A 20,576-nucleotide genomic window follows, 5' to 3' on the forward strand; every position below is an offset into this window, starting at 1 on the left:
CGTTTTCTTTTTCATCCCTTACTCAGACTAACAATATGAAATTTCCTGGACAACGCAAATCCAAGCATTATTTTCCTGTTCATGCTCGTGACCCTTTAGTCAGTCAAGCACAAGAAAGCAAGAAGATGACGCGTACTCACATCATCGGTATTGATCAAACACTGGTCGATATTGAAGCAAAAGTTACGACAGATGTGATTGAAAAATATGGTTTGAGTAAAGGCCACTCATTAGTTATTAATGATGAAACAGCAGAAGCGCTTTATCAGCAATTAAAAGAAGAGAACCTAATCACTAACGAATACGCTGGTGGTACGATTGGCAATACGTTGCACAATTACTCTGTTCTTGCTGATGATCGTTCCACTTTGCTTGGGGTAATGAGTCAGGACATTAGAATTGGTAGCTACGGCTACCGTTATTTGTGTAATACATCAAGCCGTATGGACCTTAACTACCTTCAAGGTGTTAATGGCTCAATAGGGCGTTGTTTTGCTCTAATTACAGAAGACGGTGAACGTACTTTTGCCATCAGCGAAGGTCAGATGAACCAACTTCATCCCGATAGCATCCCAGAGAAAATCTTCAAGAACGCTTCTGCGCTTTTATTGACGTCTTACCTGGTGCGTTGCAAAGAGGGCGACCCAATGCCGGAAGCAACCATGAAGGCGATCGAGTACGCGAAAAAGTATGATGTGCCAGTTGTACTGACATTGGGTACAAAATTTGTTATTCAGGACGACCCTCAATACTGGCAAGCGTTTATTCGTGACCATGTTTCTGTTGTCGCAATGAATGAAGATGAAGCCGAAGCACTGACTGGAGAGTCCGATCCTTTAGCGGCATCAGACAAGACGTTGGATTGGGCTGATTTGGTATTGTGTACTGCTGGACCTGTTGGTTTATTTATGGCGGGTTATACAGAAGATAGCGCGAAGCGTGAGACTACTTTGCCATTGTTGCCAGGATCAATTGCAGAGTTTAACCGTTACGAATTTAGCCGACCTGCACAAAAAGACGCGTGTGAAACACCGATCAAAGTGTATTCTCATATTTCACCATATATGGGTGGCCCGGAGAAAATTAAGAATACCAATGGCGCAGGTGATGCGGCTTTGTCTGCGGTTTTACATGACATGGCTGCGAATAAATACCACAAAGAAAATGTGCCTAATTCAAGTAAGCACAGCAATGAGTATTTAACTTACTCTTCTTTTTCACAAGTTTGTAAATACGCAAACCGTGCAAGTTATGAAGTTCTTGTTCAGCATTCTCCACGTCTTTCACGTGGCTTGCCAGAGCGAGAAGATAGTTTAGAAGAAGCGTATTGGGAACGTTAATTTAGTTAAAGTTAACAGCTCATTTACAAATGTAAAAATGGCGCATAATGATATGCGCCATTTTTATTTGTCCAATAGATACAAAAAAGGCTCCCTGAGGAGCCTTTTATATATCCAGCAATTAGATTAGGAAATCATCTAGTGATTTACCTGCATCAAGCTGCTCTTGGATTGCAGAAGGTGTACGACCTTGGCCTGTCCAGGTTTTTTCTTGACCGTTAGTATCCGTGTACTTGTATTTTGCAGGGCGAGGTGCGCGCTTAGATTTTGCTTTAGTCTTAGTTTCGCCTGATAGCGCATTAATAAGAGCTTCAACGTCAATACCGTCTTGAGCAATTTTTTCTGCGATTTCAGCAAGCTTAGCTTCTTGCTCAGCTTGTGCTGCGAGTTCCGCTTCTTCCGCTTCTTTACGCTCTGCTACAACAGTAGAAAGTTTATCTAGAGCTTCTTCCAATTGTTCAAGAGTCAGCTCACGAGAAAACGCACGAAGGCTACGGATATTTAGAAGTGTTTTAGTCAGCTCAGACATAACGATTCCTATTAATAGGTTAATGTGTTTGGCACCTTTTATCGTTACGATGAAATAATGCCATGCTACAAATAAATAGTAAGTCCTTATATTTAACTTTATCTTTTACTTATGTGCAAATACTAAATCATGATTTCGTTTAATTTTGGCCACTTTTTTAGAGAAAGTAATATTATTATTGAGAATTAAAACTTATAAGATGGAATTTCAAGTTAGTCCGCATAATTTTAATCACAGAAATTGTGTAATTACTTTTATTAAGCGCCGAGATGTTTTTACTTGTCGGTAAAGATAAAGTCTCTTTGTATTCGCATTACATTTACCTTATTTATCAATATTACATAAGGCATGGTAATTTTGTGTAGTAATAAGGTTTCATAGAAAGCCTAATTGAAGTGATGTCAGTTGCACAATAATGATTTGGATAACGTTAGAGTGAGTTAACACTTCCAGTTGGCTTAACTGAGTTTTATCTGTTTAATTTAGTTTGATGTGTTGCATTGGTTCCCATCATAAGTACAATAGCGCTACCTGATGCAATATTGCAGATAAATTGTTGCTAATTTGTATAATTAGCGGTCAATTGTTTGCTGTTGCCGTAGAGGCGCAGTCTCGAAGAGTAGCTATTATTGGGGTGATGCCAATGAATAATAGTGGAAGGCGAAGATTGCCGAAGCAAGTAATCCATCAACATTATTTGCTGGGGTTGTATCCGAAAGGAACAACACTGCCATAGTATATTTACATTAAACTATGGAGCGCTACTGTAGGGTTGGGTGGAGTGTTCGCTTCCCTGTCGCTAAGTTCAACATGAGTACGTTTTAAGTAAAACGTAACTTGTCTGCAGTAGATCTCTAGCCAAACTTTGGTTTTTGAAGATCATGAATTTAATAGATTTTTCTAGTTCTCCTGTTTCATTATTGCCACCGCTAGTCGCTTTGACACTGGCTATTTTGACTCGACGTGTATTAATTTCTCTTGGTGTAGGTATCGTACTCGGTGCGGTACTGCTAAATAGTTGGTCGGTTGGTGATACCGCTGGCTATGTTGGTACTCAAGTCTCCTCTGTCTTTGTTGAAGATGGTGGCCTTAACACCTGGAATATGAGCATTGTTGGCTTCCTTATCCTGTTGGGGATGACAACGGCATTGTTGACACTATCTGGTGGTACTCGAGCATTCGCTGAGTGGGCACAATCTCGTGTTAAAAGTAAGCGTGGCTCCAAACTTCTTGCTGCCTTCTTAGGCGTATTCATTTTTGTCGACGATTACTTTAATAGCCTGGCAGTTGGTGCGATTTCTCGTCCGGTTACCGATCGCTTCTATGTTTCTCGTGCTAAGTTGGCTTACATTTTGGACTCAACTGCGGCTCCAATGTGTGTAATTATGCCTGCATCGAGCTGGGGCGCTTACATCATCACTATTATTGGCGGCATCTTAGTCTCTCATGGCATCACAGAATACTCAGCTTTGGGTGCATACATTCGTCTGATTCCTATGAACTTCTACGCGGTATTCGCTTTATTGATGGTGTTTGCTGTTGCGTGGTTTGGTCTGGACATCGGTAAGATGCGCGAGCATGAAATCTCTGCGTCTCAAGGCCGTGGCTTTGACAAGGATACAGAGAACGACGCGCCTGAAGCTCATGAAATCAACGAAGAACTTGATATTCGCGAGAGCGATAAAGGTCAGGTATCTGACTTGATATTGCCTATCGTAACACTGATTGTCGCGACAATTGCTGCGATGATGTACACCGGTGGTCAGGCTTTGGCTGCGGATGGTAAAGAGTTTGCTCTACTGGGCGCATTCGAGAATACCGATGTGGGTATGTCTCTGATTTACGGTAGCTTACTTGGTCTGGCGGTTGGTCTATTTACTGTGCTTAAGCAGGGTATTCCAATGGGTGAAATCATCCGTACGCTTTGGATCGGTGCGAAATCAATGTTTGGCGCTATTTTGATCCTAGTATTTGCGTGGACGATCGGCTCTGTTATCGGTGACATGAAAACGGGTTCTTACCTGTCAACGTTGGCACAAGGTAATATTGACCCACACTGGCTGCCAGTGATTCTGTTCTTGTTGTCTGGTCTGATGGCATTCTCGACAGGTACATCTTGGGGTACGTTCGGTATCATGCTGCCTATCGCGGGTGACATGGCGGGTGCGACGGATATCGCACTTATGCTGCCTATGTTAAGCGCCGTTTTAGCAGGTGCGGTATTTGGTGACCACTGTTCGCCAATCTCGGATACTACAATCTTGTCATCTACTGGTGCACGTTGTAATCATATTGACCACGTGTCAACACAGTTACCTTACGCGCTATCTGTAGCATTAGTGTCTTGCGTTGGCTTCATTACTCTGGGTATGACAGCATCTATCGCAATTTCATTCTCAGCAGCAGCTGTTACTTTTGTGATTGTGTGTAGCGTTCTTTCTTGGTTGTCTAAATCTAAGATGGCGTCTTATCAGAACGTTTAACAACTTTTGATTTAATTGCAAAAGAGGAAGCTCCGCTAGTAATAGCGGAGCTTTTTTTGAAACGCGATTTAGGTGAGGGGGGCAATCGCGTTTTTGGGGTTAACTATTATTCAGGTGGATAAGCAGCAGGGCACTCCTCTGGTGATGACACAGGAATTTCAACTGCATCATTGTTATTCATACCATCTAGTAGGGTTTTAATATGATCGATTGTGTAAATATCAGAACCCTGCCATGCAGCAATTGCACTGTCGATGATGTCTTCTACAGATACCCATTCACCGCCGAACCAAAGTTTGGTTGCTGGACTTAAGCCTGAATCAACAGGGCGATGACGAGTATTAAAGATAAACGCCAATAATTGTTGCGCTAACTGTTCTTTGTGCTCGTTAAGATCGGCATTACCATTGTTATCGGTTAGGAAGTGTGACACTTCTGATTGCCAGGTACCTGCTCCCCATATTGCTGAACCGTCAGAGAAGGCTGCAGCGACAGCAGTGCCGTCCATGTACTCACCGTCGAATGGTTCATCACCTGCGCCAAAGTAAACGGTAGGACTGTCGTATGGGTCTAGTCCATTGACATAGTCTCGGTCTGCTTCTGTCAGCTCAGCCAAACCATTTTTGTTGTGCCAGTAGCCTTTGGTATCAAAATCGACGGTGATTTTACAAACGTTGTTAAAGTAAACTTGGTTACCTTCTTCGCCATCACTACGATTGCGTACCACACCATCTATCTTCGGTGCGCCGTCGACCATACTTAATACTGACTCAACATCAAAGGTGATGTTATAAGCACTGGTATTCATCCATGTAGGGGTAAGACTTGCTACATCCTCGCTAATTGAATATGGTGCTGGATCTTCGCCTCTTACATTAGGTACGAGAACGTGGAATTCAACACATCCATCACTACCAGTCGTTTTATGAACAGAACCATCAGCTTCTACGGCTGTGAGTGTTTGTCCTTCTTTTAAGTACCCTGCGTCTAGCAGTAGTTTTTCAAGACGTTCAAACGCGTCATCTTCGTAGTTACCGATGATACCGTCCGGAGCGAATGGTTTTGGTACTGGGACACTGTCTGGAATCACTAACGTTACCGGCCAGTCAGCGATAAGTGGTTCACCTTCATCATGCGTGCCGCTACCATCTGCATCGAATGACTTACAAACTTCTAGTCTTGCAACACCAATAGAACCGAAGCGAATCGATAGTACGGGTTCATCATCGTAGGTAGGCTCTGCCCAAGCACTAGGAATAAACCCAGTATCACTTTCTTCTTCACCGCTTGCTTCATCGGTGTCCTCACCAGAGGATCGTCTTACATTGCCGGTAATATTGTCATGACAGGCTAGTGCATTAGCAAAGCCGATCTTGAGCTCACCATCCATAAATGTTGGTGCGAAATCTCTTAAATCAGCAAAAGTTGTGAAGTGGGTAAACGGAGTATTCATGGCCGCAAAACCAACGCTTTGAGCCCACCACATAAATTGGTCGACACTCCAAGGGTGATCTTCAACACCCATTACGCTAAATCTAACTGGCTCATCAGGGGAGTCATTAGATAACTTGGTATTGCGCATACCTCCCATGACTTCATCTAAATCACGAAGACCAAACTCCCAATTTGGGATAATTTCATCAATAAGTGGATCGTATTGACAGTTCAGATTTTTATCGTGGAAAGAACGAAGTGCAATATCAAAGTTAGGTGGTTCAGGAATAGCAGTTAAAGCTTTAAAGTTATCCGTTTTCGAGTTACGTGGAATAAAACCAAAGAAACCATTACAGTTTTCACCGGTTTCTAATTCGTTATTGATGTAGTTACCGCAAGCTGCTTCTACGCTCTCCGCAGTGGAGACCCACGCTTTATAAACACCACCCGAATTAGGCGTATTTGCAAACGGGAAGAGTTGAATAGTTTCACCATCTGGCATTGCTGACGGGTCTATTTCCAAATACTCACTACCAAGCTGATGTCTACATTCTACGACTATGGATTGCGTTTCCATTTTACCGCGAACTTTCACTTCTTGAGTCATAGTGTACGAGTCGTTGATAAAGGTCACGCCATCTTCACCATCAAAGTAGAAAAGTCGGCATGATAATGGTTCTGCGTAAAATGCCTCGGCGTTTTTGGCATTCTTACCTTTGATTTTTACATCTTGGTAGCAGGTACCGCCGTTTGTATCAGCGCTTTCTAGCGTACTTGATAACAAACATTTACCTGATGGATCGGTGACCTGAAAGTAATAAAGCCCTTCAGGTAATGCTGCCGCCGTTCTTGGGGCTTGAGGCCCAGGGCCACCATCTAAAAAGACTTCTTCTTTAGATTGGTAGCGGACATTTTCATTGACGATGTCGCCCAGAGGCGTGGTTGTGAAAATAGCGCCATCTAATCTAGCAAAAGCTGACATTGAAAACATGAGAGCCAGTGCAGATACCGCAAGAGTCGCTGTCCTTATTCTGGAAAATTGCCTGTTGGTGTTCATTTTCTGCTCCTGTGTCATCTTGTTTAATGACTAAGGAGTAGAGAGCAAAGAGTATGCCTGTTTTAACTTTTTGATTTATAAGGGGCTGAATTTCAGCTTTTGGCGTGAAAATTTTAAGTGAATGATAATAGATAAGTTTACTGTTACACAGTGTTACGTTACAGCTGTACAGTGTTAAACGCTCAAATTGTATTTCTTGATAAGGCGGTAGAGTGTTGTTCTGGATATACCAAGATCTCTTGCCGCAGCACTCATGTTGTGTTTGTTTTCTTCGATAGCTTGCAGCAAATAATCAAGATCGATTTGGTCGACTGATGGAAGGAGTTGTCGTTCGTTGCAATCGAGCCCTAAATCTTCAACCAACAATGTGTTGTCGTCACACATGATTATCGCTCTTTGGATGACATTACGCAGTTCGCGCACGTTACCCGGCCAGCGGTGCTTGAGTAGCATCTCTTCGACGTCAGCAGACATCTTGTTTACTTGGCCATTCGATAAACTGTTTAGGAAATGCTCTGAAAGCATAAGAATGTCCCTGCCTCTTTTTCTCAAAGGAGGGATCGTCAAAGGCAATATATTGAGTCGGTAGAATAGATCCTCTCGGAACTCTCCCTGTACCACTTCACTTTTCAAATCAACATGGCTGGCAGCAATCACACGACAATCGACATCGATAAACTTATCAGCGCCGACTTTATGTATCTGCTTACTTTCTAAAAAATGTAATAAGTGAATTTGAAGATCGGGAGGCATGTCTCCAATCTCATCTAAGAATAAAGTGCCTTTATGAGCCTTTTGAATAAAACCGATGCGATCAGCAATAGCACCCGTAAATGCGCCTTTTTCATGACCAAAAAGTTCAGACGCAATAAGGCCGCTCGGAATCGCGCCACAGTTTACCTCAATAAAAGGCCATTCTCGTCTTTTCGACAGTTGATGAATAAGGCGGGCGCACAAGCCCTTGCCCACACCAGTCTCTCCCTGAATGAGCACTTCTGCATCGCATCGAGCGTATTTTTTAATTGCATTACGAAGTTCTTGGATACATGCGCTGTTACCGATTAATGGATATAAATCGGCATCGCTGAAATCCACAACTTTGTTAGCACTATTGTTATGCAGTTTCATCATTAATCACTATTTTTGCCCCAATAAAATAATAGTTTTTAATTAGTTGCCGTAAGGCGAGTTATTGTCTTTTTATTGAGAAAATTGTTAATTACAGTGATGAAAAATGCTAACTAGCTGTTTATAGCAAAATTTATAAATTCGACGTTATTTACTAGGATACCGGTTGAATAGAGACTTTTTTCATTGGTTTTTAGTACAGGTTAGATAAATAAAAATCAAACAAAAACAACGTATTAGTAAAAAATGTTAGAAAAGGTAAAATTTAGTGTTGAAAAAAACAGAATCCTTGGTTAGTGTGTTTACCAACAGAGCAACGAAACAGAGCAGTAAATAAGTATGCGCAATTTTGTAATGAACATTCATCACCATCATCACCCAGTCTAGTCTTTCGGGAGATGTGCGCATACCCGGGAGACAGGATACTCCCGGAGGTTAAAATCAAAGAAATTCAGATTTAAAACCCTCGGGAGAAAACATTCTTCCGAGGGTTTTTTCGTTTTTGGTTTAAAAAATATTTATTTTTCAATATCTTGTACAGGGACATAGCAATGCAATCACAACGCTTAAGAATCGCAATTCAGAAAAAAGGTCGTCTTAGCAAAGAGAGCCAAGCTCTACTTAAACAGTGCGGCGTGAAGTTTAACCTCATGGGTGAGCGTCTTGTGGTTCACTCAGAAAATATGCCAATTGATTTGTTGCTGGTACGTGATGACGATATTCCAGGTCTGGTTATGGATGGCGTTGTTGACCTTGGTTTCATCGGTGAAAACGAACTGGAAGAAGTGCGTTTAGACCGTAAAGTACAAGGTGAGCCATGTGAATTTGTTCAACTTCGTCGCCTTGATTTTGGTGGTTGTCGTCTGTCTATTGCTATCGATAAAGACGAAGAATATAACGGTCCTCAAGATTTAGCGGGTAAACGCATTGCTACGACTTATCCGCACCTACTAAAGGCATACATGGATAAAGCCGGTGTGCCGTTCTCAACTTGTATGTTGACAGGTTCTGTAGAAGTTGCACCACGCGCTGGTCTGGCGGATGCGATTGCCGACTTAGTTTCAACCGGTGCAACACTAGAAGCCAACGGTCTTAAAGAAGCTGAGGTCATCTTTAAATCTAAAGCAACGCTTATTCAACGCTTAGGTGAGTTTGACGCTGATAAGACGGCGCTGATCAATAAGCTACTTACTCGTATGCAAGGCGTTCAGCAAGCAAAAGAGTCAAAATACATCATGCTGCACGCGCCAGCAGAAAAGCTGGAGCAAATTAAAGCGCTACTACCGGGTGCGGAAGACCCAACTGTATTACCATTATCAGCAGACAAGCAGAAAATGGCGGTTCACTTGGTGAGCTCTGAGAATCTGTTCTGGGAAACAATGGAACAGCTAAAAGAGCTAGGTGCGAGCTCAATTCTCGTGCTACCAATTGAAAAAATGATGGAGTAAGGGTCATGAGAACAGTTGTTTGGCAATCACTGAGTGAGAATCAACAAGATTCGATTTTAGAGCGTCCAGCCATCGCAGAAGGCGCAAACATTACTGCTGCGGTTGCAGAGGTTATTGCGAAAGTACGTAGCGAAGGTGATGCTGCACTTGTAGAACTTACGGAAAAGTTTGACCGCGTAAAGCCAGAATCAATTCGTGTTTCTGCTAATGAAATTGACGCAGCTGCAAATCGTCTTTCTGAGAAGATGAAAAGCGCGTTGAATCAAGCTTATAACAATATTGCTAAGTTCCACAAAGCGCAAAAGCCTCAGCCAATTAAAGTTGAGACTCAACCGGGCGTAATGTGTGAGCAAGTGACTCGTCCAATCCAAAAAGTCGGTTTGTACATCCCGGGTGGCAGCGCGCCATTGCCATCAACCGTTTTGATGCTTGGTGTACCAGCAAAAATTGCAGGTTGTCGCAAAGTGGTGCTTTGTTCTCCTCCGCCAATTGCTGATGAAATCCTGTACGTTGCAAAACTTTGCGGTATCGATGAAGTATACAATGTGGGTGGTGGTCAAGCGGTTGCAGCGATGGCTTACGGAACGGAAACGGTTTCTAAAGTTGATAAGATTTTCGGTCCGGGCAATGCGTATGTTACAGAGGCAAAACGCCAGGTAAGTAACGATTTCCGTGGTGCAGCGATTGATATGCCTGCTGGTCCGTCTGAAGTGCTGGTTCTTGCTGATGACACGGCTGACGCAGATTTTATTGCTGCTGACCTACTTAGCCAGGCAGAGCACGGCCCTGACTCCCAAGTTGTACTGGTTACTCCTTCAGCAATCATTGCGGACCAAGTAACGGATGCCGTACAACGTCAACTGAAACAGCTTTCGCGTGCTGATATCGCACAAAAGGCACTTGCATCAAGTTTGATCATTATCGCTGAATCCCTGACTCAAGCGGTTTCTATTTCGAACTACTACGGCCCAGAGCACTTAATTGTTCAAACCAAAAACCCGCGTGAGTTGCTGCCTCTACTTGATAACGCAGGCTCAATTTTCTTGGGTGACTGGTCGCCTGAATCTGCGGGTGACTACGCGTCAGGTACGAACCACGTGCTTCCAACGTATGGTTACACTCGCACATACTCTAGCCTTGGCTTAGCGGATTTCTCTAAACGTATGACCGTTCAAGAACTCTCTGCTGAAGGCCTGAAAAACCTGGCTCCTACGGTTGTTACTATGGCGGAAGCGGAAGGTCTGGATGCGCACAAACGTGCAGTAACGATTCGTGTAGAAAAACTGGCAGCGAAGTAAGAAGGAAACATTGAGATGGAAAAGCTAGCGCGTAAACAAGTCCAGGAATTAACTCCTTACTTATCGGCTCGCCGTATTGGTGGTACGGGTGATGTATGGCTGAATGCAAACGAATCACCATTTGATAATGAATACAAAACCGATTTTGCTCGTCTTAATCGCTACAGCGAGTGTCAGCCAAAAGAACTGATTGCGGCATACGCGGCTTACGCTGGCGTAAAACTAGAGCAGACACTGACGTCTCGTGGTGCTGATGAAGGTATTGAGCTACTTGTTCGTGCTTTTTGTGAGCCTGGCGAAGATGCCATTCTTTACTGTCCGCCGACTTACGGTATGTACTCAATCAGTGCAGAAACCATTGGTGTCGAGCGTAAGACCGTGCCACTTACTTCAGATTGGCAACTGGATCTGGCGGGTATTGAAGCGAATCTCGATAACGTGAAGCTGGTGTTTGTTTGTTCTCCAAATAACCCTACCGGCAATTTAGTTAAGCGTGAGGATATCGTTACGCTGCTTGAAATGACAAAAGATCGCGCCATCGTGGTTATGGATGAAGCGTACATCGATTTTTGTCCTGAAGCCTCAACGGTAGATTTGCTGGAGCAATACCCGAACTTAGCGATTCTGCGTACGTTATCGAAAGCATTTGCACTTGCTGGTCTGCGCTGTGGATTTACGCTTGCAAACGAAGAGCTGATTAATGTACTTCTTAAAGTTATCGCCCCTTATCCGGTACCCGTTCCGGTTGCAGACATTGCGACACAAGCATTATCGGAAGCAGGTTTGGCTCGCGCTAAGTTTCAGGTTCTGGACCTCAACGCCAACCGAGCTTACCTGCAAGTTGGATTGTCTATGATTCCTGGGCTTGAAGTGTTCGAAGGCTGGGGGAATTATTTGCTGGTGAAATTCCCAGATGGTGACGCTCTGTTTAAAGCTGCATGGGATACAGGCATTATTTTACGTAACTCGCCGATTGAAAACTGTGTGCGTATCAGTATCGGCAATCGCGAAGAGTGCGAAAAGACACTTGGATTTATCAGAAACTACTATTCGTAAAGCTGTAAAGTCATAAAGTTACCTTGCTCTCACACTTGAGTGAGAGCCAACCAAGATTAGCAATAAGGATGTTCTAGTGAGCAAACAACAAAAAATCCTTTTTATTGACCGTGATGGCACACTGATTGTTGAGCCACCGATTGATTTCCAAGTAGACCGCCTCGACAAGTTGAAGTTAGAGCCATACGTAATTCCAAGCTTGCTTGCTTTACAAGATGCAGGTTACCGTCTAGTCATGGTGACTAACCAAGATGGTTTAGGTACAGATAGCTACCCACAAGACGACTTTGATGCGCCACACAACATGATGATGGAGATTTTTGAATCTCAAGGCGTGAAGTTTGATGACGTTCTTATCTGTCCACACTTTGACGAAGATAACTGTTCTTGCCGTAAACCTAAGCTAGGTATGGTGAAAGAATACCTTCAAGGCGGCAAAGTGGACTTCCAGAATTCGGTTGTGATTGGCGACCGAGCGACAGACCTTCAGCTTGCTGAGAATATGGCCATCCGTGGTATTCAATACAACCCAGAGACCATGGGTTGGAAGCAAATCCTGAAAGATCTGACGGTAAAAGCACGTGTTGCTGAAGTTATTCGTACCACCAAAGAAACGGACATCAGAGTTGCCGTGAATCTTGATGAGCAAGGCGGTAACGATATTTCAACGGGGTTGGGGTTCTTTGATCACATGCTTGATCAAATCGCAACTCACGGTGGTTTCCAGATGGTATGCAAAGTAGAGGGCGATCTTCACATCGATGATCACCACACTATTGAAGATACCGCGCTTGCACTTGGACAAGCACTAAAAGAAGCACTAGGCGATAAACGTGGTATTGGCCGCTTTGGTTTTAGCTTACCGATGGATGAGTGTTTGGCTCAATGTGCATTAGATTTATCAGGCCGTCCATTCCTTAAATTCGACGCGGAATTTGGCCGTGAGCAAGTGGGCGACTTATCGACAGAAATGGTTGTGCACTTCTTCCGCTCATTGACTGATACATTAGCATGTACGCTGCACCTGTCTTCTGCTGGTGACAATGATCACCACATCATTGAAAGTTTGTTTAAAGCCTTCGGCCGAACGTTGCGTCAGGCGATCAAAGTAGAAGGTAACGAGCTGCCAAGTAGTAAAGGCGTTCTTTAAGGTCATTCCTTAAAGTATTAATAGGAGATGAGTACAGTGACAGAACAGAAAGTTGTGATTATTGATACTGGCTGTGCCAACGTTTCTTCGGTGAGATTTGCCATTGAGCGCCTTGGCTACACAGTAACTGTTTCAAAAGATCCTCAAGTTGTCTTGGCGGCGGATAAGCTTTTCTTACCTGGCGTAGGTACAGCAAGTGAAGCGATGAAAAACCTGGAGGAGCGCGATCTAATCGAGCTGGTTAAAAAGGTCGAAAAGCCGCTTCTTGGCATTTGTCTGGGCATGCAACTATTGGGTAAGGTTTCTCAAGAGAAAGGCCAAAAAGCCGATGAGCTGGTTGAATGTTTGGGTCTTTGTGATGGCGAAGTAAAATTGCTTCAAACGGGCGATTTACCACTGCCACACATGGGATGGAATACGGTTACTGCGAAACCGGGTAACCCATTGTTTAAAGGCATCGAAGAGGGTGAGTACTTCTACTTTGTACACAGCTTTGCGATGCCAATCGGAGATTACACCATCGCTGAGTGTAATTACGGCAATCCGTTCACCGCAGCAGTACAGAGCGGCAACTACTACGGAGTGCAATTCCACCCTGAGCGTTCTTCAAAAGCGGGCGCGAAGCTTATTCAAAACTTCTTAGAATTATAAAAGGGAATTTAGTGTGATTATTCCAGCTCTTGATTTAATTGAAGGACAGGTGGTTCGCCTTTACCAAGGTGATTACGGACAAGTAACTGAATACAAAGTGGATCCAGCAGAGCAGTTCAATCTGTATCATCAAGCGGGTGCAAATTGGCTGCATTTGGTTGACTTAACGGGTGCAAAAGACACGTCTGCACGACAGCTTGATCTGATTGCAAAACTATTGGCAAGCACACCAGCCAACATTCAGATTGGTGGTGGTGTTCGCGTTGAACAGGACGTTGTGGATCTGTTAGAAGCGGGTGCTCAGCGTGTTGTAGTAGGCTCTACCGCCGTTAAACAACCAGAGTTAGTAAAAGGCTGGATGGAAAAATACGGAGCAGAAAGAATCGTTCTGGCGCTGGATATCAACATCGATCAGGATGGTACACGTAAAGTTGCTATCTCTGGTTGGCAGGAAGACTCCGGCGTAACCATTGAAGCATTGATTGATGACTACCTTACAGTTGGTCTGAAGCACGTGCTATGTACGGACATTTCCCGTGACGGCACACTTGAAGGCTCTAACGTTGAGTTATACGTGGATCTTTGTAAGCAATACCCACAAGTTCAGTTTCAATCGTCAGGTGGTATCGGCTCACTGGCCGACATTGAAGCCCTGAAAGGCAGCGGAGTGGCAGGTGTAATCGTTGGCCGCGCGTTACTTGATGGTAAATTTACCGCAGAGGAGGCATTCACATGTTGGCAAAGCGAATAATCCCATGTCTTGATGTACGTGATGGTCAGGTGGTGAAAGGAGTACAGTTTCGTAACCACGAAATCATCGGTGACATTGTTCCTCTTGCGCAGCGCTACGCGGAAGAAGGCGCTGACGAGTTAGTGTTTTACGATATTACGGCGTCTAGCGATGGTCGTGTGGTTGATAAGAGCTGGGTGAAGCGCGTAGCTGAAGTCATCGATATTCCTTTCTGTGTAGCTGGTGGCATTAAATCAGCAGAAGATGCAGCGCGTATTCTGGAGTTTGGTGCTGATAAAGTTTCGATCAACTCTCCGGCTCTCGCGAATCCACAACTAATTACAGATCTGGCTGATAAGTTTGGTGTTCAATGTATTGTGGTTGGTATCGACTCATACTATGACAAGGACACGGGCAAATATCAGGTTTACCAGTTCACTGGTGATGAAGAGCGTACAAAAGCGACAAAATGGGAAACGCGTGACTGGGTACAAGAAGTGCAAAAGCGCGGCGCTGGTGAAATCGTTCTGAATATGATGAACCAAGATGGCGTCCGCAACGGTTACGACATTGAACAGCTCAATATGGTTCGTGAAGTGTGTAAGGTGCCTCTGATTGCTTCAGGTGGTGCGGGTGCAATGGAGCACTTTGCAGAAGCTTACCAAAAAGCGAATGTTGACGGCGCATTAGCCGCGTCAGTATTCCACAAACAAGTCATAAATATTGGCGAGTTGAAACAGTATTTAAAACAGCAAGGTATAGAGGTACGAGTATGAGTTTTGCAGCCGCCGAAGTAAGTTCGCTACAAGAGCGAATCAACTGGGAGAAGGTGGATGGTCTGGTACCTGCTATCGTCCAAGACTTCCAGTCCAGCCAAGTGCTGATGATGGGTTACATGAACCAGGACGCGCTAGTAAAAACGGGCGAAACTGGTCAGGTGACATTTTTCTCTCGCACCAAAGAGCGTTTGTGGACGAAAGGCGAAACCTCGGGCAATGTTCTTCAGTTGGTGAACATTTCACTGGATTGTGACAATGACACCTTATTGGTCAAAGTGAATCCGATTGGTCCAACTTGCCACACTGGCACTACAACGTGCTGGGATGGAGACCCGCAAGAAGAGTCGCAAATGGTGTGGCTTCATCAACTTGAGCAGCTACTGGCTGCCCGCAAGGACGCCGACCCAGAGTCCTCTTATACCGCCAGTCTTTATGCCCGTGGCACCAAGCGTATTTCGCAGAAAGTGGGCGAAGAGGGCGTTGAAGTCGCGCTTGCGGCAACGTCGGGTGACAAGGCGGAACTAGTGTGCGAATCGGCGGATTTGATTTATCACTTGATGGTCCTGCTGCAAGACCAAGGTCTGTCTATGAACGACGTAGTGAATAAGCTTAAAGAGCGCCACAAGTAACTTTGCTTATCATTCACACGAAAAAGGCTTCCAACAGGAAGCCTTTTGTCTATCAGCAAGTATTTGGATTAACCACAACACTTCTTAAATTTCTTACCGCTGCCACAAATACATGGGTCATTACGGCCGACTTTCAGGCTACTTACTGGCTGGCTCAGACGAGGATCTGGTTCTTGTTCGTCTTGTGGGAAGGTTCCGTCAATGTAGTACCAAAGGCCATGCTCTTTGACAAAGCGTGAACGCTCACTCAGGCAGTAGCGTTTACCTTCTTCATTGAAGTAGGCGTTGAATTCAACAAACCCTTCATTTTCATTGCTGCCTGCTTCAGCTTTTATTACTTCAAGTTGGCACCAGTCACTATCGATAGATTGTGCAATGCCTTCGCGCTGATCTTCAGCATGACAACTCGGGTGATAAGTCGCGACAACATAATCCACTAAACCTAAAACATGAGCACTGTAGCGTGAGCGCATTAACTGCTCTGGTGTTTCTACATTTTTGTGATTGCTATGGGCAATTTCACAACACTGTTGATAAGGGAGATTAGAGCCGCATGGGCAGGTAGAAGACATAAAAAGAAATCTCTATTTGATTAAACAGGCTCACGTCGGTGAGATAGATAGGATTATACACCCGAACGACGTTATCAGAAGATGCAACGCTTAAGAACTTTGGGAAAGGAGTTCCTGAGCCCAGACGGTAGACTGGTTAAATGCTTCGACAAGTTGCTCTTCTGTGAGCTTTAGAGCCGTGCAATATTTCTCAACTCGCTCCCAGTTTGCTTGTTCATACGCGATAGTCATCGACAGTAAGTAACCCAATACACCTTTGTGGCTTGTGAGCGCTAATTTGATATCGTCGTCCACAGGAATATCGTTAATCACATCGCTCAGAGGTTGGTCGAGCAGTGAGTCTAGCAGCGAAAACATCCCCGTTAGAAAGGCTTGTCCCGGATCATATTTGGTTCTCATCAAGCTCAGCAATAACTCACACATTCGAGCGCGTTGGATTGCAAGCGTATAGAGAGAGTCTGGCTTGTCATCTTGAACTGAAGCGATGGCAACGAGTGAGATGAACCGTCGCAGGCGATCTTCACCCAAGTAAATCAGAGCTTGTCTGAAGGACTTAATTTTGGTCGCGAGTGTGTATCCGGAATTGACGTAAGTCAGTAGCTTGTATGAAAGCGTAATGTCGATTGAAAACAGACGTTCAACTTCATCAAAGTTGATGGGTTTATCGGCAATCTCTTTACACAACTGGATAACTGCCAAAAATGACGGTTTCAGCTGCTTTTTCTTGATCATTTCAGGTTTACTGAAGAAGTAGCCCTGAAAGTAATTGAACCCTGCCTCTAGAGTCTGTTCAAACTCTTCATAAGTTTCCACTTTCTCGGCAAGAAATTCGATGTTGTAGTGACGAAGGGTTTGAATAAAAATTGCCGCTTTTTCTATCGGCACCAGGCGAATATCAAACTTGATGATCGAGACGTAGGGAAGAAATTGCTTCCAAGCCTTGGTTGGTACGAAATCATCCAGTGCGATTTTGTACCCACATTCATGCAAATATTTAATCGCTTTAAGCAGTTCTTCTGTCGGCTCACAATCTTCTAAGACCTCAATAACTAATGAGTCTTTAGGAAATAAAGTGGGAACCAAATTGATCAGACTCTGCTGGGGGAAGTTAACAAACCCCAGCTTGTTACCTAATGTATTGTAATGCGTCGATAGAAAATGATCAGACAGCAATCGACTAGTAGCCAGCTCGGGTTCTACTTCAGGGAAGGTATTTTTGGGGCCGTCGCGAAAGAGAAGTTCATAACCAATGGTTCGCTTTTCTCTATCTAGAATTGGTTGGCGAGCTACGTAAGAATACTTCAATTAGGTACTTCATTCTGCTTAACTGAGTCATAGGATGATAACAATTTTTGATAAAATATCTATGCTTTAAGTCCGAATATTGTAAGCTCTTAACAGGTTTTGCGTAATTTATGAGTTGAAAGGCCTTGTTTCCAGAAGAAAGCCGTCAGAATTTACTTGTAAAACTGAGCCTTGCGTATACCAGTCACCTAAAACTATGCGTGTTTTCTTAACCCCGTTGACGTCGAAATGGTGTGTATCTGGACGATGTGTGTGACCATGAATCATCAGGTCGACGCAATATTGAGACATCACGTTTTCTACTTCGCTTTGGTTAACATCCATGATGTCTAAAGATTTGTTGCGTTTATCATCTCGAATATCAGATTGAACTTTGGCGACGATTTTTTTCTTTATAAACCAAGGGATATGGTTGAAGACCCATTGCAACCATGGTTGGTGAACGGTTTTGCGAAATTTCTGATAGTCAACATCGTCTGTACATAGCGTATCGCCATGTAAGATCACCGCTTTTTTGCCATAAAGATCAATAGTACAAACATCATCAAGAAGCGTAATCCCCGTTTGTTTGCAAAAACGTTTTCCTAACAGGAAATCACGGTTGCCTTGAATAAAGAAGACACGAACACCGCTGTCGGTAAGCGTTTTAAATTCGGTCCGAATTTGGTTTGCGAAAGGCGTTTTGTCGTCGTCACCGACCCAAAACTCGAAAAGATCGCCTAATACGTATAAAGCGTCGGCTTTTGGGGCTTCTGTGCGCATAAACGTCACAAAACACTCTGTAATGTCAGGGCGTGACGGCGTAAGGTGCAGGTCTGATATAAATAATGTTGTCATAGAAATAAGGGGAGGCGAGGCCTCCCCATTTAATTAAGTGGTGGGAATAATTCGTAAGAATTACTCTTCGATTGTTGTACCATTGATTACCACGTCTTCTAGTGGTACGTCTTGGTGCATGCCGTAAGAACCAGTGCTAACGCCTTTGATTTGGTTAACTACGTCCATACCTTCTACAACTTCACCGAATACACAGTAACCCCAACCGTCTAGGCTTTCGCTACGGAAGTCTAGGAATGTGTTGTTGTTTACGTTGATGAAGAACTGAGAGCTTGCTGAGTGCGGCTCCATAGTACGTGCCATAGCAAGAGTACCTACTTTGTTGCTAAGGCCGTTGTTTGCTTCATTTTTGATCGGTGCACGTGTTGCTTTTTCACGTAGACCTGATTCCATGCCGCCACCTTGAACCATGAAACCATCAATAACACGGTGGAATAGAGTGTTGTCGTAAAAACCGTCGCGGCAGTACTGTAGGAAGTTTGCGCTTGTTTCTGGCGCTTTCTCTTCGTTTAGTTGAATCTTGATGTCACCAAAATTAGTGTGAAGGGTGATCATGCTACTGTCCTTTACTGTGTTGTATTGAGCCCGAGATTCTAGCCTAAGTTACAACGCTTTAAAAACTCAGGAAGAAGAAATTAATCGTTTTGTGCTTGAAGTTTAGCCGATTATCGTTTTATCGGTTAATTCCTATTACCTAATAAGGTCGGAGTTGTTATACTCGGCCTTCTTGTAATCATTCACAATCATAGATAGAGATCATGTTAAAGATATATAACACACTCACAAGACAGAAAGAGGAATTCAAACCAATTACAGCCGGCAAAGTTGGCATGTATGTCTGTGGAGTTACCATCTACGATCTCTGTCACATCGGCCACGGTCGTACTTTTGTGTCTTTTGACGTTGTTTCTCGCTACCTGCGTTACTTGGGTTACGATCTAACGTTTGTTCGCAATATCACCGATATCGACGATAAGATCATTAAGCGTGCGGCAGAAAACGGTGAATCTTGTGATTCATTGACTGAGCGCCTGATTGGCGAAATGCATGCTGATTTCGATGCGCTAAATATGAAGCGCCCAGACGTTGAGCCTCGCGCTACGCAGTTCATCACAGAAATCATCGAGTTGGTTGAAAAGCTGATTGAACGTGGCTTTGCTTATGTTGCTGATAACGGCGATGTCATGTTTGAAGTAGGCAAGTTTGACGAATACGGTAAACTGTCTAAACAAGACTTGGATCAGCTTCAGGCTGGTGCTCGTGTTGATATCGAAACAGCAAAACGCAGCCCACTAGATTTCGTACTTTGGAAAATGTCTAAGCCTGGCGAACCAACTTGGGAATCTCCATGGGGCCCTGGCCGTCCAGGTTGGCACATTGAATGTTCTGCAATGAACTCGTCAATTCTTGGTAACCACTTCGACATCCACGGCGGCGGTTCTGACCTTCAGTTCCCTCACCACGAGAATGAGATCGCTCAGTCTTGCTGTGCACACGACACTAAGTACGTGAACACTTGGATGCACAGTGGCATGGTGATGGTCGATCGCGAGAAAATGTCTAAGTCTCTGGGTAATTTCTTCACCATCCGTGACGTTCTAGGTCACTACGATGCGGAAACTGTACGCTACTTCCTGATGTCTGGTCACTACCGTAGCCAACTAAACTACAGCGAAGATAACCTAAACCAAGCGCGTGCTTCACTTGAGCGTTTATACACGTCGCTACGTGGTCTTGATTTAAAAGCAGCACCAGCTGGTGGTGAAGAGTACGTTTCTCGCTTTACTAACGCGATGAATGACGATTTCAACACGCCTGAAGCTTACTCAGTACTGTTTGATATGGCGCGTGAAGTAAACCGCCTGAAGACAGAAAGCGTCGAGAAAGCGAGCGAACTTGGCGCATTAATGCGTGAGCTTGCTGATGTTATCGGTATTCTTTATCAAGATCCTGAAGCCTTCCTAAAAGGTGACGCAGGTAATGATGATGAAGTGGCAGAAATTGAAGCGTTGATCAAACTGCGTAACGACTCTCGTGCGTCTAAAGATTGGGCGAACGCAGATATGGCACGCGATAAGCTAACCGAAATGGGCATCGTGCTGGAAGATGGTCCAGAAGGCACAACTTGGCGTCGTAAGTAATTGAATTTT

The 20,576-nt window shown here is 44.1% G+C and carries 18 protein-coding genes, 1 riboswitch and 1 other annotated feature; of the genes, 11 read left to right on the top strand and 7 right to left on the bottom strand.

Features of this window, described 5'->3' with window-relative positions:
* The first annotated feature begins 35 nt into the window (after positions 1-35).
* Positions 36-1,340, top strand: coding sequence for an inosine/guanosine kinase (locus VEJY3_RS05680; RefSeq protein ID WP_014231481.1), 1,305 nt, complete (start codon positions 36-38; stop codon positions 1,338-1,340).
* 121 nt (positions 1,341-1,461) lie between these two features.
* On the opposite strand, the gene VEJY3_RS05685 is transcribed toward VEJY3_RS05680, so the two are convergent.
* On the bottom strand, positions 1,462-1,869 hold the full coding sequence (locus tag VEJY3_RS05685) for an H-NS family nucleoid-associated regulatory protein (protein WP_014231482.1): 408 nt from the start codon (positions 1,867-1,869) through the stop codon (positions 1,462-1,464).
* A gap of 591 nt (positions 1,870-2,460) precedes the next feature.
* Positions 2,461-2,641, top strand: a riboswitch (Lysine riboswitch).
* Between the two features lie 109 nt (positions 2,642-2,750).
* Between VEJY3_RS05685 and tet(35) the strand changes: the two genes are divergently transcribed.
* Positions 2,751-4,352 carry a tetracycline efflux Na+/H+ antiporter family transporter Tet(35) gene (gene tet(35) / locus VEJY3_RS05690; protein WP_014231483.1) on the top strand — a complete coding sequence of 534 codons (1,602 nt, stop codon included), beginning with the start codon at positions 2,751-2,753 and terminating at the stop codon, positions 4,350-4,352.
* Positions 4,353-4,458: 106 nt separating this feature from the next.
* On the opposite strand, the gene VEJY3_RS05695 is transcribed toward tet(35), so the two are convergent.
* On the bottom strand, positions 4,459-6,843 hold the full coding sequence (locus tag VEJY3_RS05695) for a hypothetical protein (protein WP_014231484.1): 2,385 nt from the start codon (positions 6,841-6,843) through the stop codon (positions 4,459-4,461).
* Between the two features lie 174 nt (positions 6,844-7,017).
* Entirely contained in the window at positions 7,018-7,971 is a 954-nt protein-coding gene (locus VEJY3_RS05700; RefSeq protein ID WP_014231485.1) for a sigma-54-dependent Fis family transcriptional regulator, read from the bottom strand.
* A gap of 362 nt (positions 7,972-8,333) precedes the next feature.
* Positions 8,334-8,471: a sequence feature (His leader region), on the top strand.
* A gap of 51 nt (positions 8,472-8,522) precedes the next feature.
* Between VEJY3_RS05700 and hisG the strand changes: the two genes are divergently transcribed.
* The 8 genes from hisG (at position 8,523) to hisIE (ending at position 15,712) form a co-directional block, all read left to right on the top strand.
* Positions 8,523-9,419 (top strand): ATP phosphoribosyltransferase, encoded by an 897-nt coding sequence (gene hisG, locus VEJY3_RS05705; protein ID WP_014231486.1) that lies wholly within the window; start codon positions 8,523-8,525, stop codon positions 9,417-9,419.
* A 5-nt stretch (positions 9,420-9,424) separates the two neighbouring features.
* Positions 9,425-10,717 carry a histidinol dehydrogenase gene (hisD, locus tag VEJY3_RS05710; protein ID WP_014231487.1) on the top strand — a complete coding sequence of 431 codons (1,293 nt, stop codon included), beginning with the start codon at positions 9,425-9,427 and terminating at the stop codon, positions 10,715-10,717.
* A gap of 15 nt (positions 10,718-10,732) precedes the next feature.
* Positions 10,733-11,773 carry a histidinol-phosphate transaminase gene (gene hisC / locus VEJY3_RS05715; protein WP_014231488.1) on the top strand — a complete coding sequence of 347 codons (1,041 nt, stop codon included), beginning with the start codon at positions 10,733-10,735 and terminating at the stop codon, positions 11,771-11,773.
* Positions 11,774-11,849: 76 nt separating this feature from the next.
* On the top strand, positions 11,850-12,923 hold the full coding sequence (gene hisB, locus VEJY3_RS05720; RefSeq protein ID WP_014231489.1) for a bifunctional histidinol-phosphatase/imidazoleglycerol-phosphate dehydratase HisB: 1,074 nt from the start codon (positions 11,850-11,852) through the stop codon (positions 12,921-12,923).
* 36 nt (positions 12,924-12,959) lie between these two features.
* On the top strand, positions 12,960-13,574 hold the full coding sequence (gene hisH / locus VEJY3_RS05725; RefSeq protein ID WP_014231490.1) for an imidazole glycerol phosphate synthase subunit HisH: 615 nt from the start codon (positions 12,960-12,962) through the stop codon (positions 13,572-13,574).
* Positions 13,575-13,587: 13 nt separating this feature from the next.
* A complete protein-coding gene (gene hisA / locus VEJY3_RS05730) occupies positions 13,588-14,325 on the top strand; it encodes a 1-(5-phosphoribosyl)-5-[(5-phosphoribosylamino)methylideneamino]imidazole-4-carboxamide isomerase (RefSeq protein WP_014231491.1) in 738 nt (245 codons plus the stop codon).
* Complete coding sequence (gene hisF, locus VEJY3_RS05735; protein WP_014231492.1) at positions 14,307-15,080, top strand: imidazole glycerol phosphate synthase subunit HisF; 774 nt, start codon at positions 14,307-14,309, stop codon at positions 15,078-15,080. The genes hisA and hisF overlap by 19 nt, the downstream gene beginning before the upstream one ends.
* Positions 15,077-15,712: a bifunctional phosphoribosyl-AMP cyclohydrolase/phosphoribosyl-ATP diphosphatase HisIE gene (gene hisIE, locus VEJY3_RS05740; RefSeq protein WP_014231493.1), complete on the top strand. Its 636-nt coding sequence runs from the start codon at positions 15,077-15,079 to the stop codon at positions 15,710-15,712. Before hisF ends, hisIE begins: the two co-directional genes overlap by 4 nt.
* Positions 15,713-15,780: 68 nt before the next feature.
* On the opposite strand, the gene VEJY3_RS05745 is transcribed toward hisIE, so the two are convergent.
* The 4 genes from VEJY3_RS05745 to VEJY3_RS05760 form a co-directional block, all read right to left on the bottom strand.
* Positions 15,781-16,284 (bottom strand): YchJ family protein, encoded by a 504-nt coding sequence (locus VEJY3_RS05745; RefSeq protein WP_014231494.1) that lies wholly within the window; start codon positions 16,282-16,284, stop codon positions 15,781-15,783.
* Positions 16,285-16,374: 90 nt separating this feature from the next.
* A complete protein-coding gene (locus VEJY3_RS05750; RefSeq protein ID WP_014231495.1) occupies positions 16,375-17,589 on the bottom strand; it encodes an EAL and HDOD domain-containing protein in 1,215 nt (404 codons plus the stop codon).
* Between the two features lie 108 nt (positions 17,590-17,697).
* Entirely contained in the window at positions 17,698-18,426 is a 729-nt protein-coding gene (gene lpxH / locus VEJY3_RS05755; RefSeq protein WP_014231496.1) for a UDP-2,3-diacylglucosamine diphosphatase, read from the bottom strand.
* 60 nt (positions 18,427-18,486) lie between these two features.
* Positions 18,487-18,981 (bottom strand): peptidylprolyl isomerase, encoded by a 495-nt coding sequence (locus VEJY3_RS05760; RefSeq protein ID WP_014231497.1) that lies wholly within the window; start codon positions 18,979-18,981, stop codon positions 18,487-18,489.
* Positions 18,982-19,184: 203 nt separating this feature from the next.
* Here VEJY3_RS05760 and cysS point away from each other — a divergent pair, with 203 nt between their 5' ends.
* Entirely contained in the window at positions 19,185-20,567 is a 1,383-nt protein-coding gene (cysS, locus tag VEJY3_RS05765) for a cysteine--tRNA ligase (protein ID WP_014231498.1), read from the top strand.
* The last annotated feature ends 9 nt before the right edge of the window (positions 20,568-20,576 follow it).

The sequence above is a fragment of the Vibrio sp. EJY3 genome, assembly GCF_000241385.1.
Classification (GTDB): domain Bacteria; phylum Pseudomonadota; class Gammaproteobacteria; order Enterobacterales; family Vibrionaceae; genus Vibrio; species Vibrio natriegens.

Excerpts from the sequence above, each read along its gene's own strand:
- VEJY3_RS05695 (WP_014231484.1), bottom strand. The coding sequence starts at position 6,843 with ATGAACACCAACAGGCAATTTTCCAGAATAAGGACAGCGACTCTTGCG.
- VEJY3_RS05700 (WP_014231485.1), bottom strand. The coding sequence starts at position 7,971 with ATGAAACTGCATAACAATAGTGCTAACAAAGTTGTGGATTTCAGCGAT.
- VEJY3_RS05685 (WP_014231482.1), bottom strand. The coding sequence starts at position 1,869 with ATGTCTGAGCTGACTAAAACACTTCTAAATATCCGTAGCCTTCGTGCG.
- VEJY3_RS05680 (WP_014231481.1), top strand. The coding sequence starts at position 36 with ATGAAATTTCCTGGACAACGCAAATCCAAGCATTATTTTCCTGTTCAT.
- hisC (WP_014231488.1), top strand. The coding sequence starts at position 10,733 with ATGGAAAAGCTAGCGCGTAAACAAGTCCAGGAATTAACTCCTTACTTA.
- cysS (WP_014231498.1), top strand. The coding sequence starts at position 19,185 with ATGTTAAAGATATATAACACACTCACAAGACAGAAAGAGGAATTCAAA.
- lpxH (WP_014231496.1), bottom strand. The coding sequence starts at position 18,426 with ATGACAACATTATTTATATCAGACCTGCACCTTACGCCGTCACGCCCT.
- hisIE (WP_014231493.1), top strand. The coding sequence starts at position 15,077 with ATGAGTTTTGCAGCCGCCGAAGTAAGTTCGCTACAAGAGCGAATCAAC.
- hisD (WP_014231487.1), top strand. The coding sequence starts at position 9,425 with ATGAGAACAGTTGTTTGGCAATCACTGAGTGAGAATCAACAAGATTCG.
- VEJY3_RS05745 (WP_014231494.1), bottom strand. The coding sequence starts at position 16,284 with ATGTCTTCTACCTGCCCATGCGGCTCTAATCTCCCTTATCAACAGTGT.
- hisG (WP_014231486.1), top strand. The coding sequence starts at position 8,523 with ATGCAATCACAACGCTTAAGAATCGCAATTCAGAAAAAAGGTCGTCTT.
- hisF (WP_014231492.1), top strand. The coding sequence starts at position 14,307 with ATGTTGGCAAAGCGAATAATCCCATGTCTTGATGTACGTGATGGTCAG.
- VEJY3_RS05760 (WP_014231497.1), bottom strand. The coding sequence starts at position 18,981 with ATGATCACCCTTCACACTAATTTTGGTGACATCAAGATTCAACTAAAC.